This window comes from Bacillus sp. jun7, assembly GCF_051034795.1.
In the GTDB taxonomy this organism is placed as follows: domain Bacteria; phylum Bacillota; class Bacilli; order Bacillales; family Bacillaceae; genus Bacillus; species Bacillus velezensis.
Genome location: NZ_CP093219.1, coordinates 2,823,112 through 2,844,570 on the forward strand (window position 1 = coordinate 2,823,112; position 21,459 = coordinate 2,844,570).

A 21,459-nucleotide genomic window follows, 5' to 3' on the forward strand; every position below is an offset into this window, starting at 1 on the left:
TAAAAACATTGAATATATTGGGATAAAAACTTATAATTACTTACAGATAAGTGACGAAAAAAGGGAATGAGGACGTGTATCAAGAAGAAAGACTGATTGCGATAATGGAATATTTGAAACAGCATCGGCGGATCACCGCAGAACAGATATGTTCGCTGCTTCATATTTCAAGAGATACCGCAAGAAGGGACCTTGTAAAGCTGAAAGAGCGAGGGGCCATTATCAGAACACGGGGCGGCGCGATTCTGCCGTCGGTGAATCAGGAAGTTCCAGGCTATTCGGGCCGGCTGAAAACCGTTTCTGAAGAGAAAAACAAAATCGGCAAGCTGGCCGCATCCCTGATCCATAAAGGAGACCGGATCATCCTGGACACCTCGACAACCGTGCAGGCCTGCGCGGAGCATTTAAATGTCACCGGCTGCACTGTTATTACAAATTCGATCAATCAGGCCGATATCCTTTCCGCAAAAGAGGGAATTGATATTCACCTGCTCGGCGGAAAGCTCCAGAAGGAACACCGGTTTTTATACGGGGCTTCCGTCGTAGAAAAACTGGGGGATTATCACGCTGATAAGGTGCTGATCGGCGTTGTCGGCATCTCGGAAAACGGCCTGACGATTCCGCATGAAGAAGACGGCATGGTAAAGCGTAAAATGATCCGACAGGCTGAACAGGTGATTGCGCTGAGCGATCACTCCAAGCTTGGCCGTACGAGTTTTTATCAGTATGCAGACCTGCACGAGGTTGACCTGCTGATTACCGATCGGCTGCCTGATCAGGATTTTTGCGATCTGCTCGACCGGCACGGCGTAGAATTGCTTGTAACTGAATCTGAAGAAGAGGATGAGGACATGTGAAACTGATTGCCATAGATCTGGACGGCACACTGCTGAACAGCAGTCATCAAGTAAGCGATGAAAACAAGCGGGCTTTAAGGGAAGCCCGGCAAGCGGGAATTGAAATCGTGGTTTCCACGGGACGCGCGCATTTTGATGTGCACTCCATATTCGAACCGCTCGGCATAAAAACATGGATTATCAGCGCAAACGGAGCCGCCATTCATGCTCCTGACGGCAGCCTGTACCACTGTGAAGCGATTGAAGAATCAATAGCCCGCGGCATTTTGTCATGGCTTGAAGAGAATCAATATTATTATGAGGTGTTTACAAACAAAGCCATCTATACGCCTGAAACCGGCAGGCAGCTGCTCGATATCGAAATGGACCGGGTGAAAAGCGCCAATCCGGAAACCGATCTTTCTGTTTTGGAACAGGCGGCTTCAGTGCAATACAGCCAGTCCGGCTTTGCTTACATTCATTCATACCGTGAGCTCTTTGAGAAAGAAGAGCATCTGGATTTTTATAATATTCTCGGATTTTCGTTTGATGAGCGGAAGCTGAAAGCGGGCTGGGACCGATTCAGCGGTCAGAAAGATCTCACCCTTGTCAGCTCTGCTGATCACAACTTTGAAGTGGCGTCTCGAAACGCCTCTAAAGGGCAGGCGCTCAAACGGCTGGCGCAAAAGCTCGGCATTCCGATGGCTGAAACCGCCGCGGTCGGTGACAGCTTAAATGACTATTCAATGCTTCAGGCGGCCGGAAAAGGCATAGCGATGGGGAATGCGAGAGAAGATATTAAAGAGATCGCTGATGCCGTTACATTGACAAATGATCAAAACGGCGTTGCGTATATGATCAGGAATTTACTGTGAAAGGTATGGCGATACTGTTCATGACTGGCGTGACGCATTCATGGCAAATGCGGCGTAACAGTAAGGACGACATAAAAGACCGGCTCTTCCCGAGAGAGCCGGTCTTTTTGCGTTTAATGTGATTGCGCCGATGCGCTGAGGGTGAATAATTCTTCAAGCTCATCGGATGACAGCTCGGTAATCCAATTTTCACTTTGGATAATCTGATCGTTCAGCGTTTGTTTCGTTTCGAGCATGGCATCAATTTTTTCTTCAATCGTTCCCGTCGTAATGAGTTTGTGAACGTGGACGAATCGTTCCTGGCCGATTCGGTAGGCGCGGTCGGTCGCCTGGTTTTCCACCGCCGGATTCCACCACCTGTCATAGTGAATGACATGATTGGCAGCCGTCAGATTCAGGCCGGTTCCGCCCGCTTTCAGTGACAAAATCAGCGTCGGGTATTCTTTCTTCTGGAACCGTTCGACGAGAGAATCGCGTTCCTGCTTGGACAGGCTTCCGTTTAAAAACTGAACCGGTTCTCCGAATGTTTTTTCCAGGAGGCGCTTCATCATGTTGCCCATCTGAATGTATTGGGTGAAAATGAGGCAGCTTTCCCCTTGTCCGCGGATCACCGCCATTAAGTCAAGCAGCTTTTCCAGTTTGACGGATCTCCCGTTTAACAGCTCTGTCTGTTCTTCCTTCAAATAGAGCGCAGGATGGTCGCATATTTGCTTCAAGCGGCCGAGCATGCTCAGAATCAGCGCTTTCCGCTGCATCCCGGTCAGAGAAGCCATATGTTCAAATGTATCTTTGACAAGCTGTTCATAAAGGGATGCCTGTTCGGCTGAGAGCGGGATAAACTCTTTTTGTTCCAGCTTGTCAGGAAGATTAAGCGCCACTTCTTCATCCCGTTTTGTCCGGCGCAGTAAAAACGGCCGGATTAACTGCTGAAGCTGGTTGATTCTTTTTTCGTCACGGTCTTTTTCAATCGGCAGCACATAGCGTTTATGAAAGCCGGTCAGACTGCCGAGATAGCCTTTGTTCATAAAATCAAAGATCGACCAAAGCTCTGTCAGGCGGTTTTCCATCGGTGTTCCGCTCAGCGCAATATGATGGACGCCTTTCAGCTTTCTGATTGCGCGGGACTGCTTCGTATGCGCGTTTTTAATATTTTGCGCTTCATCAAGGCAGATGGTGCTCCATGTCACGGAAGAAAGCTCTTCCTGATCGGCGTGCGAGAGGCCGTAAGAAGTAAGAACGACATCCGCGTCCTGATATGCCGGGACAAATGCTTCGCCCTTCGGCCTGCGGGGGCCGTAATGAAGCACGGCCTTCAGCTGCGGCACGAAGGTCTGGAGCTCACGCTGCCAGTTGCCGAGTACCGATGTCGGCGCAATGATTAAGGCAGGCGCTTTTTGCCGGCCGCTTTCCTTCACATGGAGAAAATAAGCGATCATCTGAATCGTCTTTCCAAGTCCCATGTCATCTGCGAGACAGGCGCCGAAGCCGTTTTCCCGTAAAAACAGAAGCCAGTTCATGCCGTACATCTGATAAGGGCGGAGCTGGCCCTGAAACGCGGCGCTGACTTCATGCTCCGGCAGATCCCCGGCATCCGTCAGTTTGCGGATCAGGCTTCTGAGATGCTTTGATAATTCGATCTTGATCCCGGCAAATGCCGATGAGTCAATGATGTCCGTGTCCTCGGCTCCGTTTTCCCCGTGATCCATCAGTTCGCGCGCCAGCACGTCGGACATGTGGAGGCCCTCAGATTCCGCTTTTTCCATCAGTATTTTCATCTGTTTAATAAATTGCGGATCAATTTTCACCCATTGGCCGCGGATGTTGACGAGACGTCTGTTGTTTGCGACAAGCTCATTGAATTCATCCTCTGTCAGCTCAATTCCGTTTGTGGCGAATCTCCAGTTGAAATCAAGCAGAGCGTTCATGCCGACGAAGGACTCGCCCCGCGGGGAGGATGACACTTTCGCCTTGAGCATCATATTGCTGTCCCGGACAATCTGCCACCATGATGGGAGAAGAATCTCCACACCCATATCGACAAGCGTCTCACTCGCTTCCGATAAGAAGATCCAAGCCTCTTCTTCAGAGATCAGCGTCGTTCCTGAATCAAACGAAAGCCAGGGAACCGTTCTGCGGAAGCGGTCCTGTTCGCGCGCGATTTTTCCGCTGTATGCCTGCCACGCTTTTTTCAGACCCTTCAATCCGTCGAAAAAGGTGATGGAGCCGGTTTTTTTCTCACGTAAAAACATCTCGATTTTCCAGTCGTCACCGTCGAAATCAGGCTCGTTTAATCGGAGCCCGACGGTAAACGGCGTCAGATCGTCATGCCAACCGATTCCCTCGAGAAAATCATCTTCATCCAAAAAGGAGCCTTTAAACGTATGAACGGCCGGCGAACGGGTTTCGATCCGCCGCCATTTTTCCAGCAGGTCATCATTGTACTGAATGTAGTCCTGTACCGCGGCTGAGAACCAGTCTGCCGTAAAGCCTTCAAGCAAAAGCTCGCGGTCTTTGAAGCGCAGGACACCATTTTGCCATGCGTCATAATCCGGAAGAAAATCGCCGTCGGCAATAAATTCGTATATCGTCGAAGCCGCTTCGATTAACGGTTCCGTTTCCTTTGTCAGCTGCACGGTGCTGAATGAATTGAACGAGTTTTTTCCAAGCAGCTCGACGGTCATCCAAGGGCTGAGCAGAACGGCCGGAGTGCCGATGAAGCTGACGTCTTCAAGAAACGTTCCGTAAAAGGTGGACTCATGCCATTGGAACAGATGAGTCTTCATCTGACTGAGAGTAAGCGGCTGCTCCTTCTCATCATGGCTTGACAGCGTAAATGTCCAATCTTCCATTTGTTCAACATGAATGAAAATTTCCTTAAGACTCGCCATCAATCAACTTTCCTTTCTGCAATTCTTCTTGAAGGGCGCGCAGCCTCTTGTAGCTTGCGCTCAGCCGGCTGATATACCGCTCCCAAACCTGCTGTTTTTTTGCCTTTTTATAAAGCGTCCGCAGTTTTTTCAGATGACGCGCAGCCTCTTTATAGGCGCTGCGGTTTTTTTGGTCGATAAAAAAGGCCGCAGCCCGGTGATAGGAGGGGATGAGCGCTTCCGGATCACTGGCGGCAATTTCCTTCAGGATGTCCTTTTCGATTTCCCAGACGGAAAAACCGACGAGGCTGTGAATCTCCACCCATTCCGCGTACCGCCGTTTTTCGTACAGGTACTGGCTGTATTCGGTAAAGGTATAGGGAAGGCAGCCGGAAGCAAACCGTTCAAACAGCTGATCATCCCGTGAGTGCCGCGCATAATCCGCCAACAGCGCAAACAGCTCTCCGATGATGTCGCGCATTTCTTTAAACGGCTTATCAAGCTTCGTATAGTTCACGGCAAGCGGTTCGATCCGGCCATACCATGTTTTCAGCCGTTTCCAGTCTTTTTTCGCGGTGAGTTCACCGAGCCATTGAAAGGTGTACGGCAGCGCTTCAGGAGGGAAGCGGGACATATCTTCAAAGACCGCTTCATCATCTTTTTGCAAAAAGGCCAGATGAAGCCGTCCGAACCGCACTTCCGGCGAAAAACGGCGCCCGCTTTCCTGTTCGAGAACCTCCTGTTCACGCGCGACCCATTTCGGCCGGTTCAAAAGCGCGCTCCACATTTCACCGAATACCCGGAGGCGTTCGTATTGAAAAAGCTCTTCTTTCACAAGCAGTCTGCGGAGCACCGGGGGCGTCCGGTCTAAAAAAGGATCGAGTGAAAAAGACAAGGCGTACGTTTTCAGTCTGTCAATGGAGGAATAAATCGTATCCATCAGCTGTTCCACGTATGGATTGATGCTGTAATAATCTTTTTCGGCATCCAATCTGCCTGACTCAATCAAAGTGAACATGTGAAGCCAGACGGCAAGCGCCGAATGAATCTGATATAAGCTTTTAAGCTCGGGTTTTTTCGGGGCGTGTTTTTTGAGCGCTGACAGATAGCCGTAATAAAGTCCCTGCATCGTCTGGCTTCCGGCCGGCGTCCGCGCCTCCCACAGCGAGAATTCCGAATCAAAAAAAGCGAGCCAGCTTGACAGCGACTCTTCATTCGGCAGCACTTTTTCCTGAAACTGCCGGCGGACAAGCTCCCTGCTTTCCTCAAGCTTTTCTCTTTCCAGCCAATGTTCGGTAAAGGTACCGACCCGCTCGAATTGGGCATATACGTAAAGAAAAACGGCGAGCACGTGGCGGCAGATCGCCTCAGACGGGCATGCGCAGCCGCTTTTCACCATGAAAAATAAGTTCAGCGTGACCCTTACAGGCACAACATCCTGCACATATGCGGAAATCTCTGTCGGGGTTTGAACCTGTATACGATAGACGGAATCCTGCCGATATAAAATGAGTGCTTTCTTCATCAGCTGAACATTGTCTTCATTGTAAGGAAGAAGTTCTTTAAGCTGTTCAGCCGCTGCGAGCACATCTTCTTTAGCAATCATATCCTGAAGCATGATTATCGCTCCTAACGAGTCACAAAATAAAAAGATTCCAATTCCTCTATTATATCGCAACACATGGCCCGGAAAAAGTTTTTCCTAAAAAAGGACATAAAAACCCGAATGTGTCGAATGATGTATTAGAGATTGCAAAACAGCACCCGACAGCATATAATAATCTTGTTTTCAATTTAATGGAAGCCGAAAGGAAACGAATGATGAAGAAAACGAAGTTAGATCAAGAGGAGTTTCTGAAGATTTTAATGCATGCGCACGACATCGGTGAGCAGTCCTCTGAGATGACCACAAAAGAAATGCTTGAGAATTTGATTTCTTATATTAAAAATGGATATGCAACATAAAATCCCGCAGGCTCTTGGCCGCGGGATTTTTTAATCTTCCTGTGACACCAGCATTTAAAGCGCTTACAAAAATATATCGGATTGAAGTGATTGTCTATTTTTGTCGAATTTTGTCATTTGAAAAGGTTAGAAATGACAGTTCAAAGCTGTATAATCGTAATTGGAAAAGATCATTGGAGGGAATGGGAATACACGGAAAGTGATATGGAGGTTATATGGGAGAATCTGCAAGCATAAAGGAAATATTCGCAATACTGAGAAAGCGTCTGCTGTTTATACTTATTATTACCGCGGCGGCATCTTCCGCAGGCGGTCTCATCAGTTTCTTCGCTCTTACGCCGGTCTATGAAAACTCAACTCAAATTTTGGTCAGCCAATCCAAAAACAATCAAAAAGAAGTCCAATTCAATGACGTTCAAACCAACCTCCAATTAATCAACACGTATAATGTCATCATCAAAAGCCCGGTCATCCTCGATGAGGTGATTAAACAGCTGCATCTGTCCATGACTTCGAAAGAGCTGGAATCGAAAATCACGGTATCCAGCGAGCAGGATTCACAAGTCGTGACGATTGCCGTTCGGGATACGGATGCTAAGCGGGCGGCCGTTATGGCAAATGCGGTTGCATCCGTTTTTCAGGACAAGATCACCGCCATCATGAACGTTGATAATGTCAGCATCCTTTCAAAGGCCGAAGCGTCGGACAGCCAGTCACCGGCAGAGCCTAACCGTAAGCTGAACATCGCGATTGCGTTTGCCGCCGGACTTTTGGGCGGAATCGGTCTCGCCTTTTTGCTGGAACATCTGGATAATACGATCAAATCGGAAGAACAGCTGGAAGCGCTGCTCGGCATCCCGATCCTGGGAACGGTTACTTCAATCAGTACAAAAGACAGCGTTGCCAAAAATGTGAGGATGGCGGAAACTAAACAAGCGGGAGGCGGACATGTTGACGCGTAAAAAAGACAAACCCGGAAAACGAAGCGTGATTGCGATGTCTGAGCCGAAATCCATCAACTCAGAACAATATCGCACGATCCGCACAAACATTGAATTTTCTTCCGTTGATACGGAGGTGAAGTCCCTTTTGATCACATCCGCCGGTCCGGAAGAAGGAAAATCGACAACCGCGGCCAACCTTGCCGTCGTATTTGCACAGCAGGGGAAAAAAGTGCTTTTAATTGATGCGGATCTGCGCAAACCGACGGTTCATTTCACCTTCAAATTGGATAACGGAACCGGATTAACGTCGCTGCTGTTAAAACAGCTGCCGTTTCAGAAAGCCGTCCTGCCGGCTGATGAAGCAAACCTGGATATTTTAACGAGCGGGCCGATCCCGCCCAATCCGGCGGAGCTTTTATCGACGGGTGCCATGAAAGATCTTCTGTCAGAAGCAGCCGCAGTTTATGATAAGGTGATTTTGGATACGCCTCCCGTTTTGGCCGTAGCCGATACGAAAATATTAGGCAGCTACACTGACGGGGCCATTATGGTGATCTCAAGCGGGAAAACGGACAAAGAAAAAGCGGCCAAGGCGAAAGAAGCGCTCGATTACTGCCCGTGCAAGCTCCTTGGGGCCGTTATGAACGGGAAGAAACAAACGAAACATTCGGACTACGCCTATTACGGACAATAATGTCACAATGGGCGCGGTCCATTCTTTTTAAGGAGGGATTGAAATATGATAGATATCCATTGTCACATCCTTCCTTCCATAGACGACGGCGCGGCGGATGATACAGAAAGCCTGAAGATGGCGAGAGAAGCGGTCAGACAGGGGATTGATACGATCATCGCGACGCCGCATCATGTGAAATACCGCTATGACACGGATCGGCATACGGTCAACGAAGCGGTCAGCCTGTTAAACAAACGTTTGAATAAGGAAGGCATTCCGCTGACTGTTCTGCCCGGCCAGGAAATCAGAATAGACGGAGATCTGCTGGCAGGTCTTCAAAGCGGCTCGCTTGCCCCGCTCCATAATACAAAGTATGTGCTCGCGGAATTTCCGGCGGATCATGTCCCGGCCTACGCTGAAAGGCTGTTTTATGAACTGCAGCTGAACGGATATGTCCCCGTCATCGCCCATCCGGAGCGGAACAGGGAAATTCGCGAAAACCCTTCCGTCCTTTACAGTCTTGTGAAGAAAGGGGCGGCCGCCCAAGTGACGGCCGGCTGCATTGCCGGAGCATTCGGGCGGAAAGCGAAATCCTTTTCGCTGCAGCTGATGGAAGCGAATTTGATCCACTTTCTCGCATCTGACGCCCATAACCTCGGACCGAGGAATTTTTATTATCAGGAGGCGCTCGGCGTTCTGAAAAAAGAAGCAGGGGCGGAGCTGATTTACATGCTTACGGAAAATGCGGCGCTTCTCACTGAAAACAAAGCCGTTTATAAGGAACCTCCGCTGCCTGTGGCCCGCCGTAAGCGCTGGGGTCTTTTTTAATCGTCGTCTCCATCCCGTTTAAATGAAGCGTAAGCGGCTGTTTTGCAAGATGATTCGTTTATGCTTATGCTATTATCAGCGGCCGGCGCCGTTTTTTCTTATCATGGCCTCAGGCTTCCGGCATTCCGCCGGCGCCGGGATCATATGATAATAACGGTAAGCTGCCCAGCAGCAATTTCTAAACGGTTGGGGGAACACGATGAAAATAACAGTGATCGGAACAGGCTACGTCGGTCTTGTGACAGGAGTGTCTCTTTCAGAAATCGGCCATGACGTAACATGCATTGATATTGACGAACGTAAGGTTGAGCAGATGAGAAAGGGATTGTCCCCTATCTTTGAACCGGGCCTTGAAGATATGATGAAACGAAATATCGGCCGGCATCGGCTGGCATTTGAAACGAGCTACGAAAAAGGGCTTGCGGAAGCGGACGTTATTTTTATAGCGGTCGGAACGCCGCAAAAAGAAGACGGGCACGCAAACCTTACTTATATTGAAAATGTCGCCGAACGGATTGCCGAACATATTTCTAAAGATGCGATCGTCGTGACAAAAAGCACGGTTCCCGTGGGAACGAATGACAGGATCAGCGAAGTTATTCATTCACGGCTGAGAGCGGACGTGAACATTTCAATCGCCTCGAATCCGGAATTTCTCCGTGAAGGTTCGGCGATTCACGATACCTTTCACGGCGACCGCATCGTGATCGGGACGGAAGACCGGCAGACGCGGGAAACGCTTGACCGGGTTTTCGCGCCGCTTGCGATTCCGGTATATCATACGGACATCAGAAGCGCTGAGATGATCAAATATGCGTCAAACGCATTTTTAGCGGCAAAAATCAGTTTTATTAATGAAATTTCTCATATATGTGAAAAAGTCGGTGCGGATGTGGAATCAGTCGCACACGGAATGGGATTGGATAAACGGATCGGCAATCAATTCTTAAGAGCCGGCATCGGTTACGGCGGTTCCTGTTTTCCGAAGGATACAAACGCCCTCGTGCAGATCGCGGGACATGTGGAGCATGATTTTGAATTGCTGAAGTCCGTCATTAAAGTCAACAATAACCAGCAGTCCATGCTGGTTGATAAAGTGCTGAACAGGCTGGGCGGTGTGACGGGGAAAACCATCGCGTTATTAGGGCTGTCTTTTAAGCCGAATACAGATGATATGCGGGATGCCCCGTCCATTGTCATTGCGGATCGTCTGGCGGCTCTTGACGCCCGGATGACAGCGTACGATCCGATCGCTTCATTTCGGGCCTCCGAGCTGCTTCCGGCTGCGGTTTCCTATCGGGAGTCCATAGAAGAAGCCGTCAGGGGAGCGGATGCCGCCCTGATTCTGACAGATTGGGAACAAATTAAACACTTCCCGCTTGGAGCGTACAAAGAGCTGATGGAAACCCCGGTTATTTTCGACGGGAGAAACTGCCACTCGCTTGAGGAAGCGGAACAGGCGGGCGTGGAATATATCTCAATCGGAAGAAGAGCCGTCGTGCCTCAGACTGATTCTGTCACTTAAAAGGCCGGCGGTCTGCGCCGGCCTTTTATCATACAATCATTAGAGACGAAGGGGATATTAATCGTGGAAAACACATGGAAATTGCCGAAGCAAATGGAATCATCCCGCGGTCTGCTGGAAACGTCAGCACGGCCCTTTATCAAACTGCACGTCAAAAAAACTGAAACGGGACGGTATGACAGTAAAATTGCCGGAGACCCCTATTTTCCGAAACATGAACAATACCCTGAAGATGAAAGCGGCAGGCCGATGAAACTTCTCGCCCAAATCAATTTTGCGGATATGCCCGGACTACCTGATTTTCCGGACACCGGCATTCTTCAGTTTTACATATCGGCCAGTGATGACGTATACGGTTTGAATTTTGACGACGGGTGCGCGCAAACGGGTTTCTCCGTCAAATATTTTGAGCATGTGACAGATCGGGAAGAGGAGCTCATGGATGATTTTTCTTTCGTTCAGGTTGAAGAGGAGTACGATTTTCCGATTCAATCCGAAGCGCTGATCACCCCTGAGCTGTCTGCTGAATGGGTGCTCCCGTCTGATTTTCAATTCAGGCAGTATGCCGGGATGGATGCCTTCGGCTATTTCGAGCAGTTTGACGATGAGGTGTATGACGAATATACGGCGAACGCATTCGGCCATAAAATCGGCGGTTATGCGTCCTTCACCCAGGAAGATCCGCGGTCTTATTCCCATCAAAACCATACGATTCTGCTCTTGCAAATTGATTCAGATGATGACATTGATTCGATGTGGGGAGATGTGGGAATCGCCAATTTCTTTATCAGACCGGAAGATTTGAAGAAAAAAGATTTCTCAAACGTTTTGTACAACTGGGACTGCAGTTAACGACAGTATTAGAATTATGATACAAGGCAAAGGAGACGGTTAATCACTGTCTCCTTTTTTTTAGGGAATTTATCATGGATACATAGAGGAGATCAATGAATGGATATGCCGTTTATGTGAGTCTTTTGGCGTTAATGATGAGCATCTCGGCTGCTGAAAATAAGTCATTTAACCTATTTAAGCTGCTTTCTGTCTATTTTAAAATATAATATATGGAAATATAGTATGGAAAAGTCTGTGCTTTTTGTACGACTTTTTGCGTAAGACGAGGTGAAAACAGATGAGCCATTCAAGCACATTAAGCCATATTAACAGCACGATCAGCCATAAACTGGGCGAGATCGAACACCAAATTGATAAATTAAAAGAAGCGAAAAGAGAGATAGAATCTCTGCAGGAAGAGGGCGTGTCTGAAATCAGAGACATCCTCAGGCCGCACCTGGATCATCATTGGACCGGCACTTTTGCTGAAGAATTTGATGACCGGCGCGATCAGGCCCATACAGAAGCATACAGAATCGTCACAGACAAATACGACGGTTATATTTACAGAATCGGCTTAAAGATGACACAGCTTGAAATTGAAAAAGGAGGGCTCCTTGCCGCCAGAAGCATCGCGAGAGAGGCAGAGCACCTGCTGACGCTGGGAGAAGAAGCCCTTGACACGGTCGGAGAAAAAATACAATCAATCAAAAAAAGCTGGAGTTGGTTTTAATGGCAGAAATAAAACTCAAATACGGAGCTGTCATGAAGCAGCTTGAATCCGTCAGCAGCGCTTTGGAGGCCGTTTCTATCGGGAACGCCGGTTCAAACGGAAAAAACAAGCTCGACTATACCTCCAAATACCAATCACGCGAGGCAAAGCTTGTATCGATGATCAGCGAATACAAGCAGGCCGTTCATAAGAATATCGCGGACGTTAAAGACAACGTAGATTCTTTGAAGGAACAGGACGAGGCGATCGCCGTAAAATAACGAAAGAAAGGACTTGCCGATGAGCAAAGTGTTTGAATCACAATCGTTAACGGACGAAGCAGATAAGAGAAAGAAACAATACGAAGCCCTTGAAGAACAGCTGCGTGCGCTCAAACAAGCCTTTCAAGGCGTGGCCGATCTGGGTGATGCTTTGAAAGGGAAAGGCGCAGACAATATAAAAGATTTTTTTCAGGGACAAGCGGAAATCGCCGACAGCTGGCTGACGCTTGTCTCTGCTCAAATTGCGTTTTTAAATGGCATTTCAGGTGACATTAAAGATCAAGAACTCAGCGATTCATATGCGGAGACTTCGTTTTTAGAGCATGAGCTGCCCAATGCGGATTTGAGAGCTTCAGAGATTGTCTCCGCTCATAAAGCAGAAATCGATTCGATTTTGTCTGGCATCAGCGATATTATTCATCTCGATACATATACGCTGGATGATTACGCAGATAAAATGGGTGATGCCCAGAAAACCAGACGTGACACGATCACGGCAGTCGATACGCTTGATGAATCCCTGACCGCTGAATATCAAAACTTAGAATCTCTGGACAACGCAGTGCTCAGCAAATATTCCGTTCTCATGCAGGCCACCAGCAACGGGAAAAGCGCCTCCCCTATGTACTATGACAAAAAAGCCTTTCACAGCAATGAAATCTACAAAAGCGTCATGGCGACAGAAAAACAGGGCACGGACTATATTGACGCAAAAGCCCAGCAGGCCGAAGCAAGACGGCTTCAGGAAAAGGCTGAAGAAGAAGCCAATAAACCATGGTACGAAAAAACATGGGACGGCATCTGCAACTTTACCGGCGAAGTCACCGGCTATTATGATTATAAAAGAGCAGCTGAAGGCGTTGATCCGGTGACCGGCGAAAAACTCTCCACCGCAGAACGCGTCACAGCAGGAGCGATGGCCGCCGCCGGATTCATACCGGTCGTCGGCTGGGCGGGCCGCGCTTTCAAAGGCGGAAAAGCCATTTACAAAACCGGAAAAACCGTCATTGCCGCAGAACATGCTTTAGATGCCTATAAAACCGGAAAATCCTTAGACATTCTCAAAATGACAGAAATGGGCGCATACGGCCTCGTCGCCTCAAACGGATTCTCAGAAGCCGTCACAGGCAGAGATATGTTCGGAAATAAAGTGTCTGAGGAAAAGCGGAAGCAAGGGGCACTGGAAGCTGCGCTGAGTTTGGTTGGAGCCGGCGCACTGGCGAAACATGTAAACAAAGGCATACCGCTTGCAACCCATTCAAAAGTTCAAAAAGCTAACAAGACACTAGAAAAAGTTAAACAATTCAAAGTCCCGACAAACGTCCGCGTGTACGCAGAACGCCCAGTAACTCCGGATGGCTTCACGATCGGAATCCCTACAGTCCGGGTAGATGTAGAAAAGACGGCTGTGAAGGATCTTGGGATTGTGAAGATGGCTAGTAGTGGTAAAGGTATTAAGGGTATTGTTAAACCTGTTTCAAATATGAATGAGTTTTTTGATATGGAATTTGGAAAAAAAATAAGTAATTCCTTATCAAAATCAAAAGTAAAGTACGATGGACAATCAATTTATAAGGTGGAAAAGAAAACTGATAACCAATATCTGAAAAAGGGTTATGGAGTTTATCTTGACGCATTACACAAAGACCATTTAGAAGTAATAGATAAGACGGGAAATGTGAAATACGTATTGAATTTAGATGGTACTTTAAACCCTGACAAGACTAAGAAAGCACTTGGACGAGTAGTTAAGGGGTGGAAATAACAGTGGAGGAATTGATATGGATAAAAAGTTAGAAGGAATATTGGACATACTAGATAAACTTAATTCAAGTATTAATATTATAAATAAAGAAGATTTAGATGAACAGTACGAGAACCTTGAGGATTTTAGGGTGTTAACTAGAGATTTAGATATTATATTAAACAATTTTGGTTCATTGGATAAGAACGATGGTGATGAAATAGAGAAAATGTTATTTGAACTTCATAGAATTCTAACGACGTTTGAATGGCATTTCTCAGAAATTAGTGATTTAAACACAACAATTTTAAAAGTTTATAAAGACAAAATCAATAACCTCTAGTAATGAAAAGCCTTAACTGAATCTTTAGAATTCATTCAGGGAACGAACTATATTAATCAAATAATGCAAGAGAAAGGGTTTATCGAACTCAGTTATTTGTATGATTACTACGATACTGTGTATGAGTGGAGTGAATTGCCACATATACAGCCTTTCAACAGGAGATTAACATTAGGAGATGCCTTGTTTACTGATGTATTAGAATTGCTATAGTTAAGAGCTTGCCGTGTTGTCATCGGCAAGTTTTTTTATTGATAGTATAACAATGTGGAATACAAGGAGAAGCAGGATGGACAGAGACCATATTTCTCAATTGCTGCCATAAAAAACCTGTAATGGCTGGTCTGTAGTACTGAACAATTTAAGTTCAGAAAAAAGAATGCAAGAAAAATATGAATTACTAAAACTACAAAATGAAAAACGTAATGCTGTTATTAAGGTAATATTTGAAAATGATCAATACCATGTCATAGTAGCGGGCTTAAAAACAGATAAGATTTATAAAGAAGACTCTTTTAATGAAATAGAACAATTATTGGAAGAGTTAGAATATCAAATCTGGACTGTGGGAAGTGGGGTTTTAGAGGGTTTGCAGCAGCTAAGCCAACATGTTCCCAATTTCTTAAGGCTTAAGATACCGGCGGGGTGGACTGTTGATTATATTACATTAAAAGATACTGACCCTAAAACTCTAGAGGAAAATGATGATGCTTGGTTATTTGACTTTAATCAAAATCTCCTGCAGATTTCTCATAAAACTAAGAATTTGCTGCTTGATGTAGGGTGGTACCCAGAGCAGTTATGGCATTGACTGATAAAAAACGAAGATTGGGAAAATCCTCTAGAAGATATTATGTGTACTGAACGTAAAGAATTAATTAAACAATTGAATTATATTTTTATGAAAGAAATGAAAAATGAATATTAATAAAAAAGCAGATTATACTATCTGCTTTTTTCAATGATATAATTTGGAGTCATTGCTAGAATCGACATGCAGGACAATTGAGCGCGAAGAGAGGAAAACAAGTGAAATGAAAATACATCAAATTCACGATTTTGAACAAAAAGATGAATCGGATTTTATTCGGACACAACAATCCCTTATACATAAAATCAACCTATCCCCCGTCATCCATCCAGAATCCGTCAATACATGCGCAGGCGTCGACCTCGCCTATTGGGAGCAGGACGGGGAACTGTACGGGGTGTGCAGTATGATCGTGATTGACGCTGATACAAAAGAAGTCATTGAAAAGGTGCACAGCATGGGGAAAATCAGTGTGCCGTATGTGTCCGGTTTTCTTGCGTTTCGCGAGCTGCCTTTGATCATCGAGGCGGCGAAAAAGCTGGAGACGGAGCCGGATGTCTTCTTGTTTGATGGCAACGGGTATCTGCATTACAATCATATGGGCGTTGCCACCCATGCGGCTTTTTTTCTGGGAAAGCCGACGATTGGGATTGCGAAAACCTATCTCAAAATCAAAGGCTGCGATTTTGAGATGCCTGAAAATGAAGTAGGCGCCTACACCGTTATTCTCATTGACGGCGAGGTATATGGCCGGGCGCTTCGGACACGGCGGGACGTGAAGCCTATCTTCTTGTCTTGCGGACATAACATTGATTTAGAAAGCAGCTATCAGATCACAATGAAAATGATCAATCGAGAAAGCAGGCTGCCGATCCCTGTCCGTCTGGCTGACCTTGAAACGCATGTTTTGCGAACGTTTTATCGGAAAAATCACGTGTAACACTTGGGGCTTTAAGCCACCAAGTGTTTTTTTTGTATGCCTGGTGTCCGCTTTATTAAAAACTTTGTCGTCCTTGCAGCAGGTTTTTATTTGAATGTTTTTCGCGTCAAATCGATAAATGCCTTTAATGGTGCAGACATCCACTTGTCCTTATGCCATGCTAATTGAGTAAAAACGGGGCATTCATTCTGCCAGTTGAGTTCTTTCATCCGTCCTTCGGCAATATCGTCTTTTACTGTCATTTCAGGCAATAGTCCAATTCCGAGTCCGGCCATCACGCATTGTTTGATGGCTTCTATGCTGACGAATTCTAATTTATTAGGGTAGACTCCGGCGTCATGTAAAGTGTTCTCAAAGAGCGTGCGATATGAACAGCCGTCCTCTGTCAGCAGAAGGGTTTCGTTTTGAAGATCCTTCAATGTTACTGGTGAGTCTGCTGGAAAAGGATGGTTATTGGCGGCTACCATTTTGATTTCATCCTGAATCAGAGATTCAACGTGCAGTGCGTCTTCCGTTCGGCTCACATCCAAAATGAAAGTGATATCAAGCTGGCCCTGCAAGAGCTGTTCTTTCGCTTGTTCGTTGGAAATATACGGTTTGAATATAAGCTTTACTTGAGGAAAAGCCTGTTTGAATTCTTTTATGATAGGCGGAAGGCGGTATGTGCACTGGCTTTCCGTCGCACCGATTTTCAAGGTTCCGGTTGTTTCCCTTGCTTGATTTGCGGCCATTTTTGCTTCTTCTGTTAACGCAATGATCTTCTCCGCATAGGATTTGAACGTTTTGCCGGCTTCTGTCAGGAAAAGCCGCTTGCCGAGCCGTTCAAATAAAGGAGTCCCGATTTCTTCTTCCAGTGATTTGATCTGAGAGGTAACGCTTGATTGTGCATAGTTAAGCATCTTGGCGGTTAGGGTGAAGTTTACGTGTTCTGCTGCGGTAATAAAGGTGATCAGCTGCTTCAATTCCATTTGATCTCGCCCTTTCTAAATCGGTTTTATCGATTGAAACAATCGAAATAATCATCTGTATTGATTGATGAATCCATTATATGATGAAGAAAATCATTCGTAAACAAAGGAGCAGATGCATCATGAAAATTGCGGTTATTAATGGCGGAACCCGGTCTGGCGGAAATACGGATATTCTTGCGGAGAAGGCTGTTCAAGGATTCGATGCGGAGCACATTCATTTGCGGAAATATCGGATACGGCCAGTTGAAGATCTGCGTCACGCCCAAGGCGGCTTTCGCCCTGTTCAAGATGACTGCGATTCTATTATTGAGCGGATTTTGCCGTGCGATATTCTTGTATTTGCCACCCCAATTTATTGGTTTGGCATGTCAGGGACATTAAAGCTGTTTATTGATCGCTGGTCACAGACGCTGAGAGATCCGAGGTTTCCTGATTTTAAACAGCAAATGTCAGCGAAGCAGGCATATGTAACAGCAGTGGGAGGGGACAATCCTAAACTAAAAGGGCTGCCGCTGATTCAGCAATTTGAACATATTTTTCATTTTATGGGAATGTCCTTTAAAGGCTATGTGCTGGGAGAAGGCAATCGTCCGGGTGATATTCTTCATGATCAACAGGCTCTGTCCGCTGCGAGCCGTTTATTGAAAAGAAGTGATGCGATATGAAGCTGCTGCTGGTTATCTCTGGTATATTGATTCTTGCACTCTTTCTAGCTTGGAAAGCGCCGACTTCTGTTTGGGTACAGGCTGAAACCAATTCGCCTCAGGTTCAGCAATCTGTGAGAATGGCAGGCGCAACGCTGCAAGTCAAGCAAATCATCAAGAGTGATGCAGGCGAAGAAACAGTTGTCATATCAAACGGTATTTCCGGGCCAAAATAAAAAAGCACCTGTCCAGGTGCTTTTCTTTATAAATGAGGAATCACAAGCCCTCCATACAAAAACGCCGCGATAATCAGGAAGGCCGGATGCATCTTGAATTTTGTCAAGGCAAGGAGGGAAATCCCCGCAATCACTATCGCTTGAACCCAGCCGATCGCTTTGATGCCGTCTGCGCCGATTTGCCAGGTAAGAATGAGCATCATGACGGCGATGACAGGCTGGACGGACAGCGTCATACCTTTGATGACGGGGGATTGGCGGAAGCGCTGAATGATGCGAAGCAGCACGATCAATGCGAGCGCCGACGGTACGACGGTGGCGATCAGCGCAATCAGGAACCCGGGCCATCCGCCTGCGCTGTAGCCGACATACGCCGCGATTTTGGTTGCGATCGGGCCCGGCAATGCGTTCGCAAGTGCGAGCATATTTGAGAATTGATCGTTTGAGAGCCAGCTGTATCTGTTGACGACTTCTTCAAACATCAGCGGGATCGACGCCGGTCCGCCTCCATATCCGAGTACGTTTGCGACAAAAAACGCCATAAATACATAAATCAAGATCATGAGGCAGACATTCCTTTATCTTTTGAACGTTTATTTGTGATTTTGTCCTTTAATTTAAAATGAAACGCGCCGTACGCCAAGAAAATGATAATGACAAAGCCGGGATTGATCTGTAACGTTTGCAGGCCGATAAAAGCGATGATAAAAAACAGGATGCCCGTGACCCAGCCGAAACCTTTAAGCGCTTTTTGGCCAAACTCGTACGCCATGATGCCGAGCATGACGGCGATCACCGGTGTTACGGCGCCAATCATGCCGGCAACGATTGCTGAGCGGCTTAAGACATTGACAGCCGCAAACAAGCCCGCCATAGCGAGACATGTAGGCAGAATATGTGCGAGGGTTGCCGCGATTGCGCCTAACGTGCCTTTCAGCTTGAAGCCCAGATACGCCGCCATTTTTGTGGCAATCGGTCCGGGAAGCGCATTAGCGATCGCTAATATTTCTCCGAATTCATCATCATCTATCCATTTGTATTTATTGACGGCTTCATGGCGGATGAGCGGGATCACCGACGGGCCGCCTCCGAATCCGAGAATGCCCGTTCGGACCATCGCCGCCGTAATGTCCCAATAGGGATGTTTCATGGCTATGTCCTCCTTACAGCTTCATGCCCGTTCTGCTTTTATACCGTTTAATCAGCATTTGGCAGTCGACGCTGACGACGCCTTTTTGCGTATAGAGCCGTTTTGTCAAAAACTCTTCCATCTCCTGATCATTTGCGAAAATGCCGTGCATATGCAGCTTGCTCGGTCCGGTCATATGATAAAGGCTTGTCACCGCCGGCTCCTTTTCAAGCTTTAATGCGGTTTCCTCCAAATACTGCGGCTCCACCTCCACGTTAAAAAACACGGACACATGACGGCCGATTTTCGCCGGGTTGATGACAGCGGTGAATTTTTCAATCACACCGGCATCCAGTAAATGCTGAATGCGGTGCTGAACCGCCACTCGCGACAGGTTAACCCGCTTTCCTAAGTCTGTATAGGAAATCCTCCCTTCCTCGTGCAAAATCGAGAGAATCTGTTTATCCGTTTCATCAAGGACAAGATTCGGAATGCTGTACTCATGTTCCAACCGGCTTCACCTTCCTTCATTTGGTGGATATTATTGTATCATGAAATGTTACGGTATGAAGGAGAAATTTTTTTAATGTTTTCGTTACGTAATGATTGAGGATTATTTCTTATCGGAAAGTAAATAGTGTGTGAGCTTTTCTTTCAGGAAAGTGGATGCCGGCGATGCCGCTTTTTATACTTGAGAAAATTTGTAAAGGGGCTTGCCATGAATACTTCAACCATCGGAACGAAACAAATGGTCGTCAGTCCGCATTATCTTGCTTCTCAGGCGGGGGCCGGCATTCTGGAAAAGGGCGGAAACGCGTTTGACGCGGCAGTGGCGATCAGCGCCTGCCTGGCAGTCGTGTATCCGCACATGACGGGTCTTGGCGGGGATTCATTTTGGCTCACTTACCATAAAGAAACGGGCCGAATCAAAGCTTATAACGGGAGCGGCCGTTCAGGGGAGCATGTGACGAGAGACTTGTATCGGGGCAGAGAAGCGATCCCTCTGCGCGGGACAGAAAGCGCCATTACCGTTCCGGGAATGGCGGACAGCTGGGATGCCGTGCTTTCGGCGTACGGGCGTCTTTCGCTCGCTGAGGTGCTGAAGCCTGCTCTTGATTATGCGGCAAACGGATTTCCAGTGTCCGCCGACCAGTGCGCCCACACAGAACGCAATCTCGCTCTTTTAGCCTCAACACCTTATACCTCAGCCATTTTTACGAGAAACAAAAAAGCGCCCATGCCCGGTGAACGGTTTGTCCAGAAGGATCTGGCGGCCAGCTTGGAACAGCTTGCCGAGAAAGGCAGAGGCGCTTTTTATGAAGGAGATCTCGCTCAAAGCATCACATCCTTTCTGCAAAACAACGGCAGCCGTCTGACACTTGATGACTTTAAAGCCCACCGCGGCGAGTGGACGAACCCGGTATCCTCTGATTACCGCGGGTACCGCATCTATCAGGCTCCGCCGAATTCACAGGGCTTTACAGGCTTAATGACGCTCAATATATTGGAAAACTATGATTTTTCTCAGATTGAACACGGTTCCTTTGACTATTATCATCTGCTGATCGAGGCGCTGAAGAAGAGTTTTCAGCACCGGAATGAAGTGCTGACAGATCCGGCATTTTCTCATATTCCGCTGGATCGGCTGCTTGATAAACGGTATGCAAAGCAGCTGGCGGAAGAAATCGGTTACACGGCTGCGCCGGCGGTAAGCCGTCCGGTCGGAAGCGACACTGCTTATGCCGCCGTCAGAGATGCGGAAGGAAATGCCGTTTCCTTTATACAGAGCCTCTATTTCGAGTTCGGATCTGCCGTTACGGCGGGGGAGACGGGTATTTTACTGCAAAACCGCGGGTCATTTTTTTCGCTGGATGAATTCCATGTCAATACGCTCGAACCCGGCAAGCGGACGTTCCACACCCTCATGCCGGCGATGGCCTGTAAAGAAGGAAAGCCGCACATCCTGTACGGAACCCAGGGAGGAGAAGGCCAGCCGCAAACTCAGACAGCGATGATTACGCGCATCATTGATTACAAAATGGACCCGCAGCAGGCGATCAATGAGCCTCGCTGGGTCTGGGGACGGACATGGGGAGAGGAGTATGAAGGGCTGAGGGTTGAAAGCAGAATCAGCCCTGAAACGAGAGAAGCCCTAAGGCAGAGCGGCCACCGCGTCGAGACCGTTGGTGATTTTGACGGGCTTATGGGCCATGCGGCAGCGATCGTCATTGATGAAGAAGGCTTTCTCCAAGGCGGGGCCGACCCGCGCGGCGACGGAGCGGCCGCAGGAGTATAGAG

Annotated in this window: 22 protein-coding genes and 2 pseudogenes; 18 read left to right on the top strand and 6 right to left on the bottom strand. The window is 47.3% G+C overall.

The window, feature by feature from the left end; genetic code table 11:
• Positions 1-74: 74 nt before the first annotated feature.
• Together MJQ52_RS13825 and MJQ52_RS13830 are read left to right on the top strand one after the other, a co-directional pair.
• The gene (locus MJQ52_RS13825; protein ID WP_003151250.1) at positions 75-857 is read left to right on the top strand and encodes a DeoR/GlpR family DNA-binding transcription regulator; all 783 of its coding nucleotides are present in this window, start codon (positions 75-77) and stop codon (positions 855-857) included.
• Positions 854-1,711: a Cof-type HAD-IIB family hydrolase gene (locus MJQ52_RS13830; RefSeq protein ID WP_094247430.1), complete on the top strand. Its 858-nt coding sequence runs from the start codon at positions 854-856 to the stop codon at positions 1,709-1,711. The genes MJQ52_RS13825 and MJQ52_RS13830 overlap by 4 nt, the downstream gene beginning before the upstream one ends.
• Positions 1,712-1,824: 113 nt before the next feature.
• Here the strand turns inward: MJQ52_RS13830 and MJQ52_RS13835 are convergent, their stop codons facing one another.
• On the bottom strand, positions 1,825-4,599 hold the full coding sequence (locus tag MJQ52_RS13835; RefSeq protein WP_094247431.1) for a DEAD/DEAH box helicase: 2,775 nt from the start codon (positions 4,597-4,599) through the stop codon (positions 1,825-1,827).
• Entirely contained in the window at positions 4,586-6,196 is a 1,611-nt protein-coding gene (locus MJQ52_RS13840) for an SWIM zinc finger family protein (protein ID WP_265210217.1), read from the bottom strand. The genes MJQ52_RS13835 and MJQ52_RS13840 overlap by 14 nt, the downstream gene beginning before the upstream one ends.
• Before the next feature lie 203 nt (positions 6,197-6,399).
• Between MJQ52_RS13840 and MJQ52_RS13845 the strand changes: the two genes are divergently transcribed.
• The 13 genes and pseudogenes from MJQ52_RS13845 (at position 6,400) to MJQ52_RS13905 (ending at position 16,181) form a co-directional block, all read left to right on the top strand.
• A complete protein-coding gene (locus MJQ52_RS13845; protein ID WP_003151259.1) occupies positions 6,400-6,543 on the top strand; it encodes a hypothetical protein in 144 nt (47 codons plus the stop codon).
• A gap of 215 nt (positions 6,544-6,758) precedes the next feature.
• Complete coding sequence (locus MJQ52_RS13850; protein ID WP_070082498.1) at positions 6,759-7,505, top strand: YveK family protein; 747 nt, start codon at positions 6,759-6,761, stop codon at positions 7,503-7,505.
• The gene (locus MJQ52_RS13855) at positions 7,492-8,181 is read left to right on the top strand and encodes a CpsD/CapB family tyrosine-protein kinase (RefSeq protein ID WP_014305982.1); all 690 of its coding nucleotides are present in this window, start codon (positions 7,492-7,494) and stop codon (positions 8,179-8,181) included. Before MJQ52_RS13850 ends, MJQ52_RS13855 begins: the two co-directional genes overlap by 14 nt.
• Before the next feature lie 45 nt (positions 8,182-8,226).
• A complete protein-coding gene (locus MJQ52_RS13860; protein WP_070082497.1) occupies positions 8,227-8,991 on the top strand; it encodes a tyrosine-protein phosphatase in 765 nt (254 codons plus the stop codon).
• Positions 8,992-9,190: 199 nt separating this feature from the next.
• Complete coding sequence (locus tag MJQ52_RS13865; protein WP_265210218.1) at positions 9,191-10,516, top strand: UDP-glucose dehydrogenase family protein; 1,326 nt, start codon at positions 9,191-9,193, stop codon at positions 10,514-10,516.
• Positions 10,517-10,579: 63 nt separating this feature from the next.
• Complete coding sequence (locus tag MJQ52_RS13870) at positions 10,580-11,368, top strand: YwqG family protein (protein ID WP_265210219.1); 789 nt, start codon at positions 10,580-10,582, stop codon at positions 11,366-11,368.
• A gap of 280 nt (positions 11,369-11,648) precedes the next feature.
• Positions 11,649-12,083 carry a DUF5082 family protein gene (locus MJQ52_RS13875; RefSeq protein ID WP_003151273.1) on the top strand — a complete coding sequence of 145 codons (435 nt, stop codon included), beginning with the start codon at positions 11,649-11,651 and terminating at the stop codon, positions 12,081-12,083.
• Positions 12,083-12,343, top strand: a complete 261-nt coding sequence (locus MJQ52_RS13880) for a YwqI/YxiC family protein (protein ID WP_007614257.1) — start codon at positions 12,083-12,085, stop codon at positions 12,341-12,343. The genes MJQ52_RS13875 and MJQ52_RS13880 overlap by 1 nt, the downstream gene beginning before the upstream one ends.
• 19 nt (positions 12,344-12,362) lie before the next feature.
• The gene (locus MJQ52_RS13885; RefSeq protein WP_094247433.1) at positions 12,363-14,108 is read left to right on the top strand and encodes a ribonuclease YeeF family protein; all 1,746 of its coding nucleotides are present in this window, start codon (positions 12,363-12,365) and stop codon (positions 14,106-14,108) included.
• A 16-nt stretch (positions 14,109-14,124) separates the two neighbouring features.
• A complete protein-coding gene (locus tag MJQ52_RS13890) occupies positions 14,125-14,430 on the top strand; it encodes a hypothetical protein (protein ID WP_003151282.1) in 306 nt (101 codons plus the stop codon).
• 18 nt (positions 14,431-14,448) lie between these two features.
• Positions 14,449-14,643: pseudogene (locus tag MJQ52_RS13895) on the top strand (hypothetical protein); the annotation flags it as partial.
• A 76-nt stretch (positions 14,644-14,719) separates the two neighbouring features.
• A pseudogene (locus MJQ52_RS13900) lies at positions 14,720-15,358 on the top strand (hypothetical protein).
• A gap of 106 nt (positions 15,359-15,464) precedes the next feature.
• Positions 15,465-16,181, top strand: a complete 717-nt coding sequence (locus tag MJQ52_RS13905; RefSeq protein ID WP_094247434.1) for an endonuclease V — start codon at positions 15,465-15,467, stop codon at positions 16,179-16,181.
• Between the two features lie 86 nt (positions 16,182-16,267).
• Here the strand turns inward: MJQ52_RS13905 and MJQ52_RS13910 are convergent, their stop codons facing one another.
• On the bottom strand, positions 16,268-17,149 hold the full coding sequence (locus tag MJQ52_RS13910) for a LysR family transcriptional regulator (RefSeq protein ID WP_094247435.1): 882 nt from the start codon (positions 17,147-17,149) through the stop codon (positions 16,268-16,270).
• Between the two features lie 122 nt (positions 17,150-17,271).
• Between MJQ52_RS13910 and MJQ52_RS13915 the strand changes: the two genes are divergently transcribed.
• Both MJQ52_RS13915 and MJQ52_RS13920 read left to right on the top strand, forming a co-directional pair.
• Positions 17,272-17,817, top strand: a complete 546-nt coding sequence (locus MJQ52_RS13915; RefSeq protein ID WP_070082492.1) for a flavodoxin family protein — start codon at positions 17,272-17,274, stop codon at positions 17,815-17,817.
• On the top strand, positions 17,814-18,032 hold the full coding sequence (locus MJQ52_RS13920; RefSeq protein WP_025853578.1) for a hypothetical protein: 219 nt from the start codon (positions 17,814-17,816) through the stop codon (positions 18,030-18,032). The genes MJQ52_RS13915 and MJQ52_RS13920 overlap by 4 nt, the downstream gene beginning before the upstream one ends.
• Before the next feature lie 26 nt (positions 18,033-18,058).
• Here the strand turns inward: MJQ52_RS13920 and chrA are convergent, their stop codons facing one another.
• From chrA to MJQ52_RS13935, 3 genes are read right to left on the bottom strand one after another with little or no spacing between them, the layout of a single operon-like run.
• Complete coding sequence (gene chrA / locus MJQ52_RS13925; RefSeq protein WP_052586801.1) at positions 18,059-18,595, bottom strand: chromate resistance efflux protein ChrA; 537 nt, start codon at positions 18,593-18,595, stop codon at positions 18,059-18,061.
• Positions 18,592-19,182, bottom strand: coding sequence for a chromate efflux transporter subunit ChrB (gene chrB / locus MJQ52_RS13930; RefSeq protein ID WP_025853576.1), 591 nt, complete (start codon positions 19,180-19,182; stop codon positions 18,592-18,594). The genes chrA and chrB overlap by 4 nt, the downstream gene beginning before the upstream one ends.
• A gap of 13 nt (positions 19,183-19,195) precedes the next feature.
• Entirely contained in the window at positions 19,196-19,672 is a 477-nt protein-coding gene (locus MJQ52_RS13935; protein ID WP_003151298.1) for an Lrp/AsnC family transcriptional regulator, read from the bottom strand.
• Between the two features lie 207 nt (positions 19,673-19,879).
• Between MJQ52_RS13935 and ggt the strand changes: the two genes are divergently transcribed.
• Complete coding sequence (gene ggt / locus MJQ52_RS13940; protein ID WP_094247436.1) at positions 19,880-21,457, top strand: gamma-glutamyltransferase; 1,578 nt, start codon at positions 19,880-19,882, stop codon at positions 21,455-21,457.
• Positions 21,458-21,459 lie beyond the last annotated feature (2 nt).

Excerpts from the sequence above, each read along its gene's own strand:
- MJQ52_RS13885 (WP_094247433.1), top strand. The coding sequence starts at position 12,363 with ATGAGCAAAGTGTTTGAATCACAATCGTTAACGGACGAAGCAGATAAG.
- MJQ52_RS13835 (WP_094247431.1), bottom strand. The coding sequence starts at position 4,599 with ATGGCGAGTCTTAAGGAAATTTTCATTCATGTTGAACAAATGGAAGAT.
- MJQ52_RS13865 (WP_265210218.1), top strand. The coding sequence starts at position 9,191 with ATGAAAATAACAGTGATCGGAACAGGCTACGTCGGTCTTGTGACAGGA.
- chrA (WP_052586801.1), bottom strand. The coding sequence starts at position 18,595 with ATGATCTTGATTTATGTATTTATGGCGTTTTTTGTCGCAAACGTACTC.
- MJQ52_RS13850 (WP_070082498.1), top strand. The coding sequence starts at position 6,759 with ATGGGAGAATCTGCAAGCATAAAGGAAATATTCGCAATACTGAGAAAG.
- MJQ52_RS13905 (WP_094247434.1), top strand. The coding sequence starts at position 15,465 with ATGAAAATACATCAAATTCACGATTTTGAACAAAAAGATGAATCGGAT.
- MJQ52_RS13920 (WP_025853578.1), top strand. The coding sequence starts at position 17,814 with ATGAAGCTGCTGCTGGTTATCTCTGGTATATTGATTCTTGCACTCTTT.
- chrB (WP_025853576.1), bottom strand. The coding sequence starts at position 19,182 with ATGAAACATCCCTATTGGGACATTACGGCGGCGATGGTCCGAACGGGC.
- MJQ52_RS13845 (WP_003151259.1), top strand. The coding sequence starts at position 6,400 with ATGAAGAAAACGAAGTTAGATCAAGAGGAGTTTCTGAAGATTTTAATG.
- MJQ52_RS13860 (WP_070082497.1), top strand. The coding sequence starts at position 8,227 with ATGATAGATATCCATTGTCACATCCTTCCTTCCATAGACGACGGCGCG.
- MJQ52_RS13915 (WP_070082492.1), top strand. The coding sequence starts at position 17,272 with ATGAAAATTGCGGTTATTAATGGCGGAACCCGGTCTGGCGGAAATACG.
- ggt (WP_094247436.1), top strand. The coding sequence starts at position 19,880 with ATGAATACTTCAACCATCGGAACGAAACAAATGGTCGTCAGTCCGCAT.
- MJQ52_RS13890 (WP_003151282.1), top strand. The coding sequence starts at position 14,125 with ATGGATAAAAAGTTAGAAGGAATATTGGACATACTAGATAAACTTAAT.
- MJQ52_RS13855 (WP_014305982.1), top strand. The coding sequence starts at position 7,492 with ATGTTGACGCGTAAAAAAGACAAACCCGGAAAACGAAGCGTGATTGCG.
- MJQ52_RS13840 (WP_265210217.1), bottom strand. The coding sequence starts at position 6,196 with ATGCTTCAGGATATGATTGCTAAAGAAGATGTGCTCGCAGCGGCTGAA.
- MJQ52_RS13875 (WP_003151273.1), top strand. The coding sequence starts at position 11,649 with ATGAGCCATTCAAGCACATTAAGCCATATTAACAGCACGATCAGCCAT.
- MJQ52_RS13880 (WP_007614257.1), top strand. The coding sequence starts at position 12,083 with ATGGCAGAAATAAAACTCAAATACGGAGCTGTCATGAAGCAGCTTGAA.
- MJQ52_RS13910 (WP_094247435.1), bottom strand. The coding sequence starts at position 17,149 with ATGGAATTGAAGCAGCTGATCACCTTTATTACCGCAGCAGAACACGTA.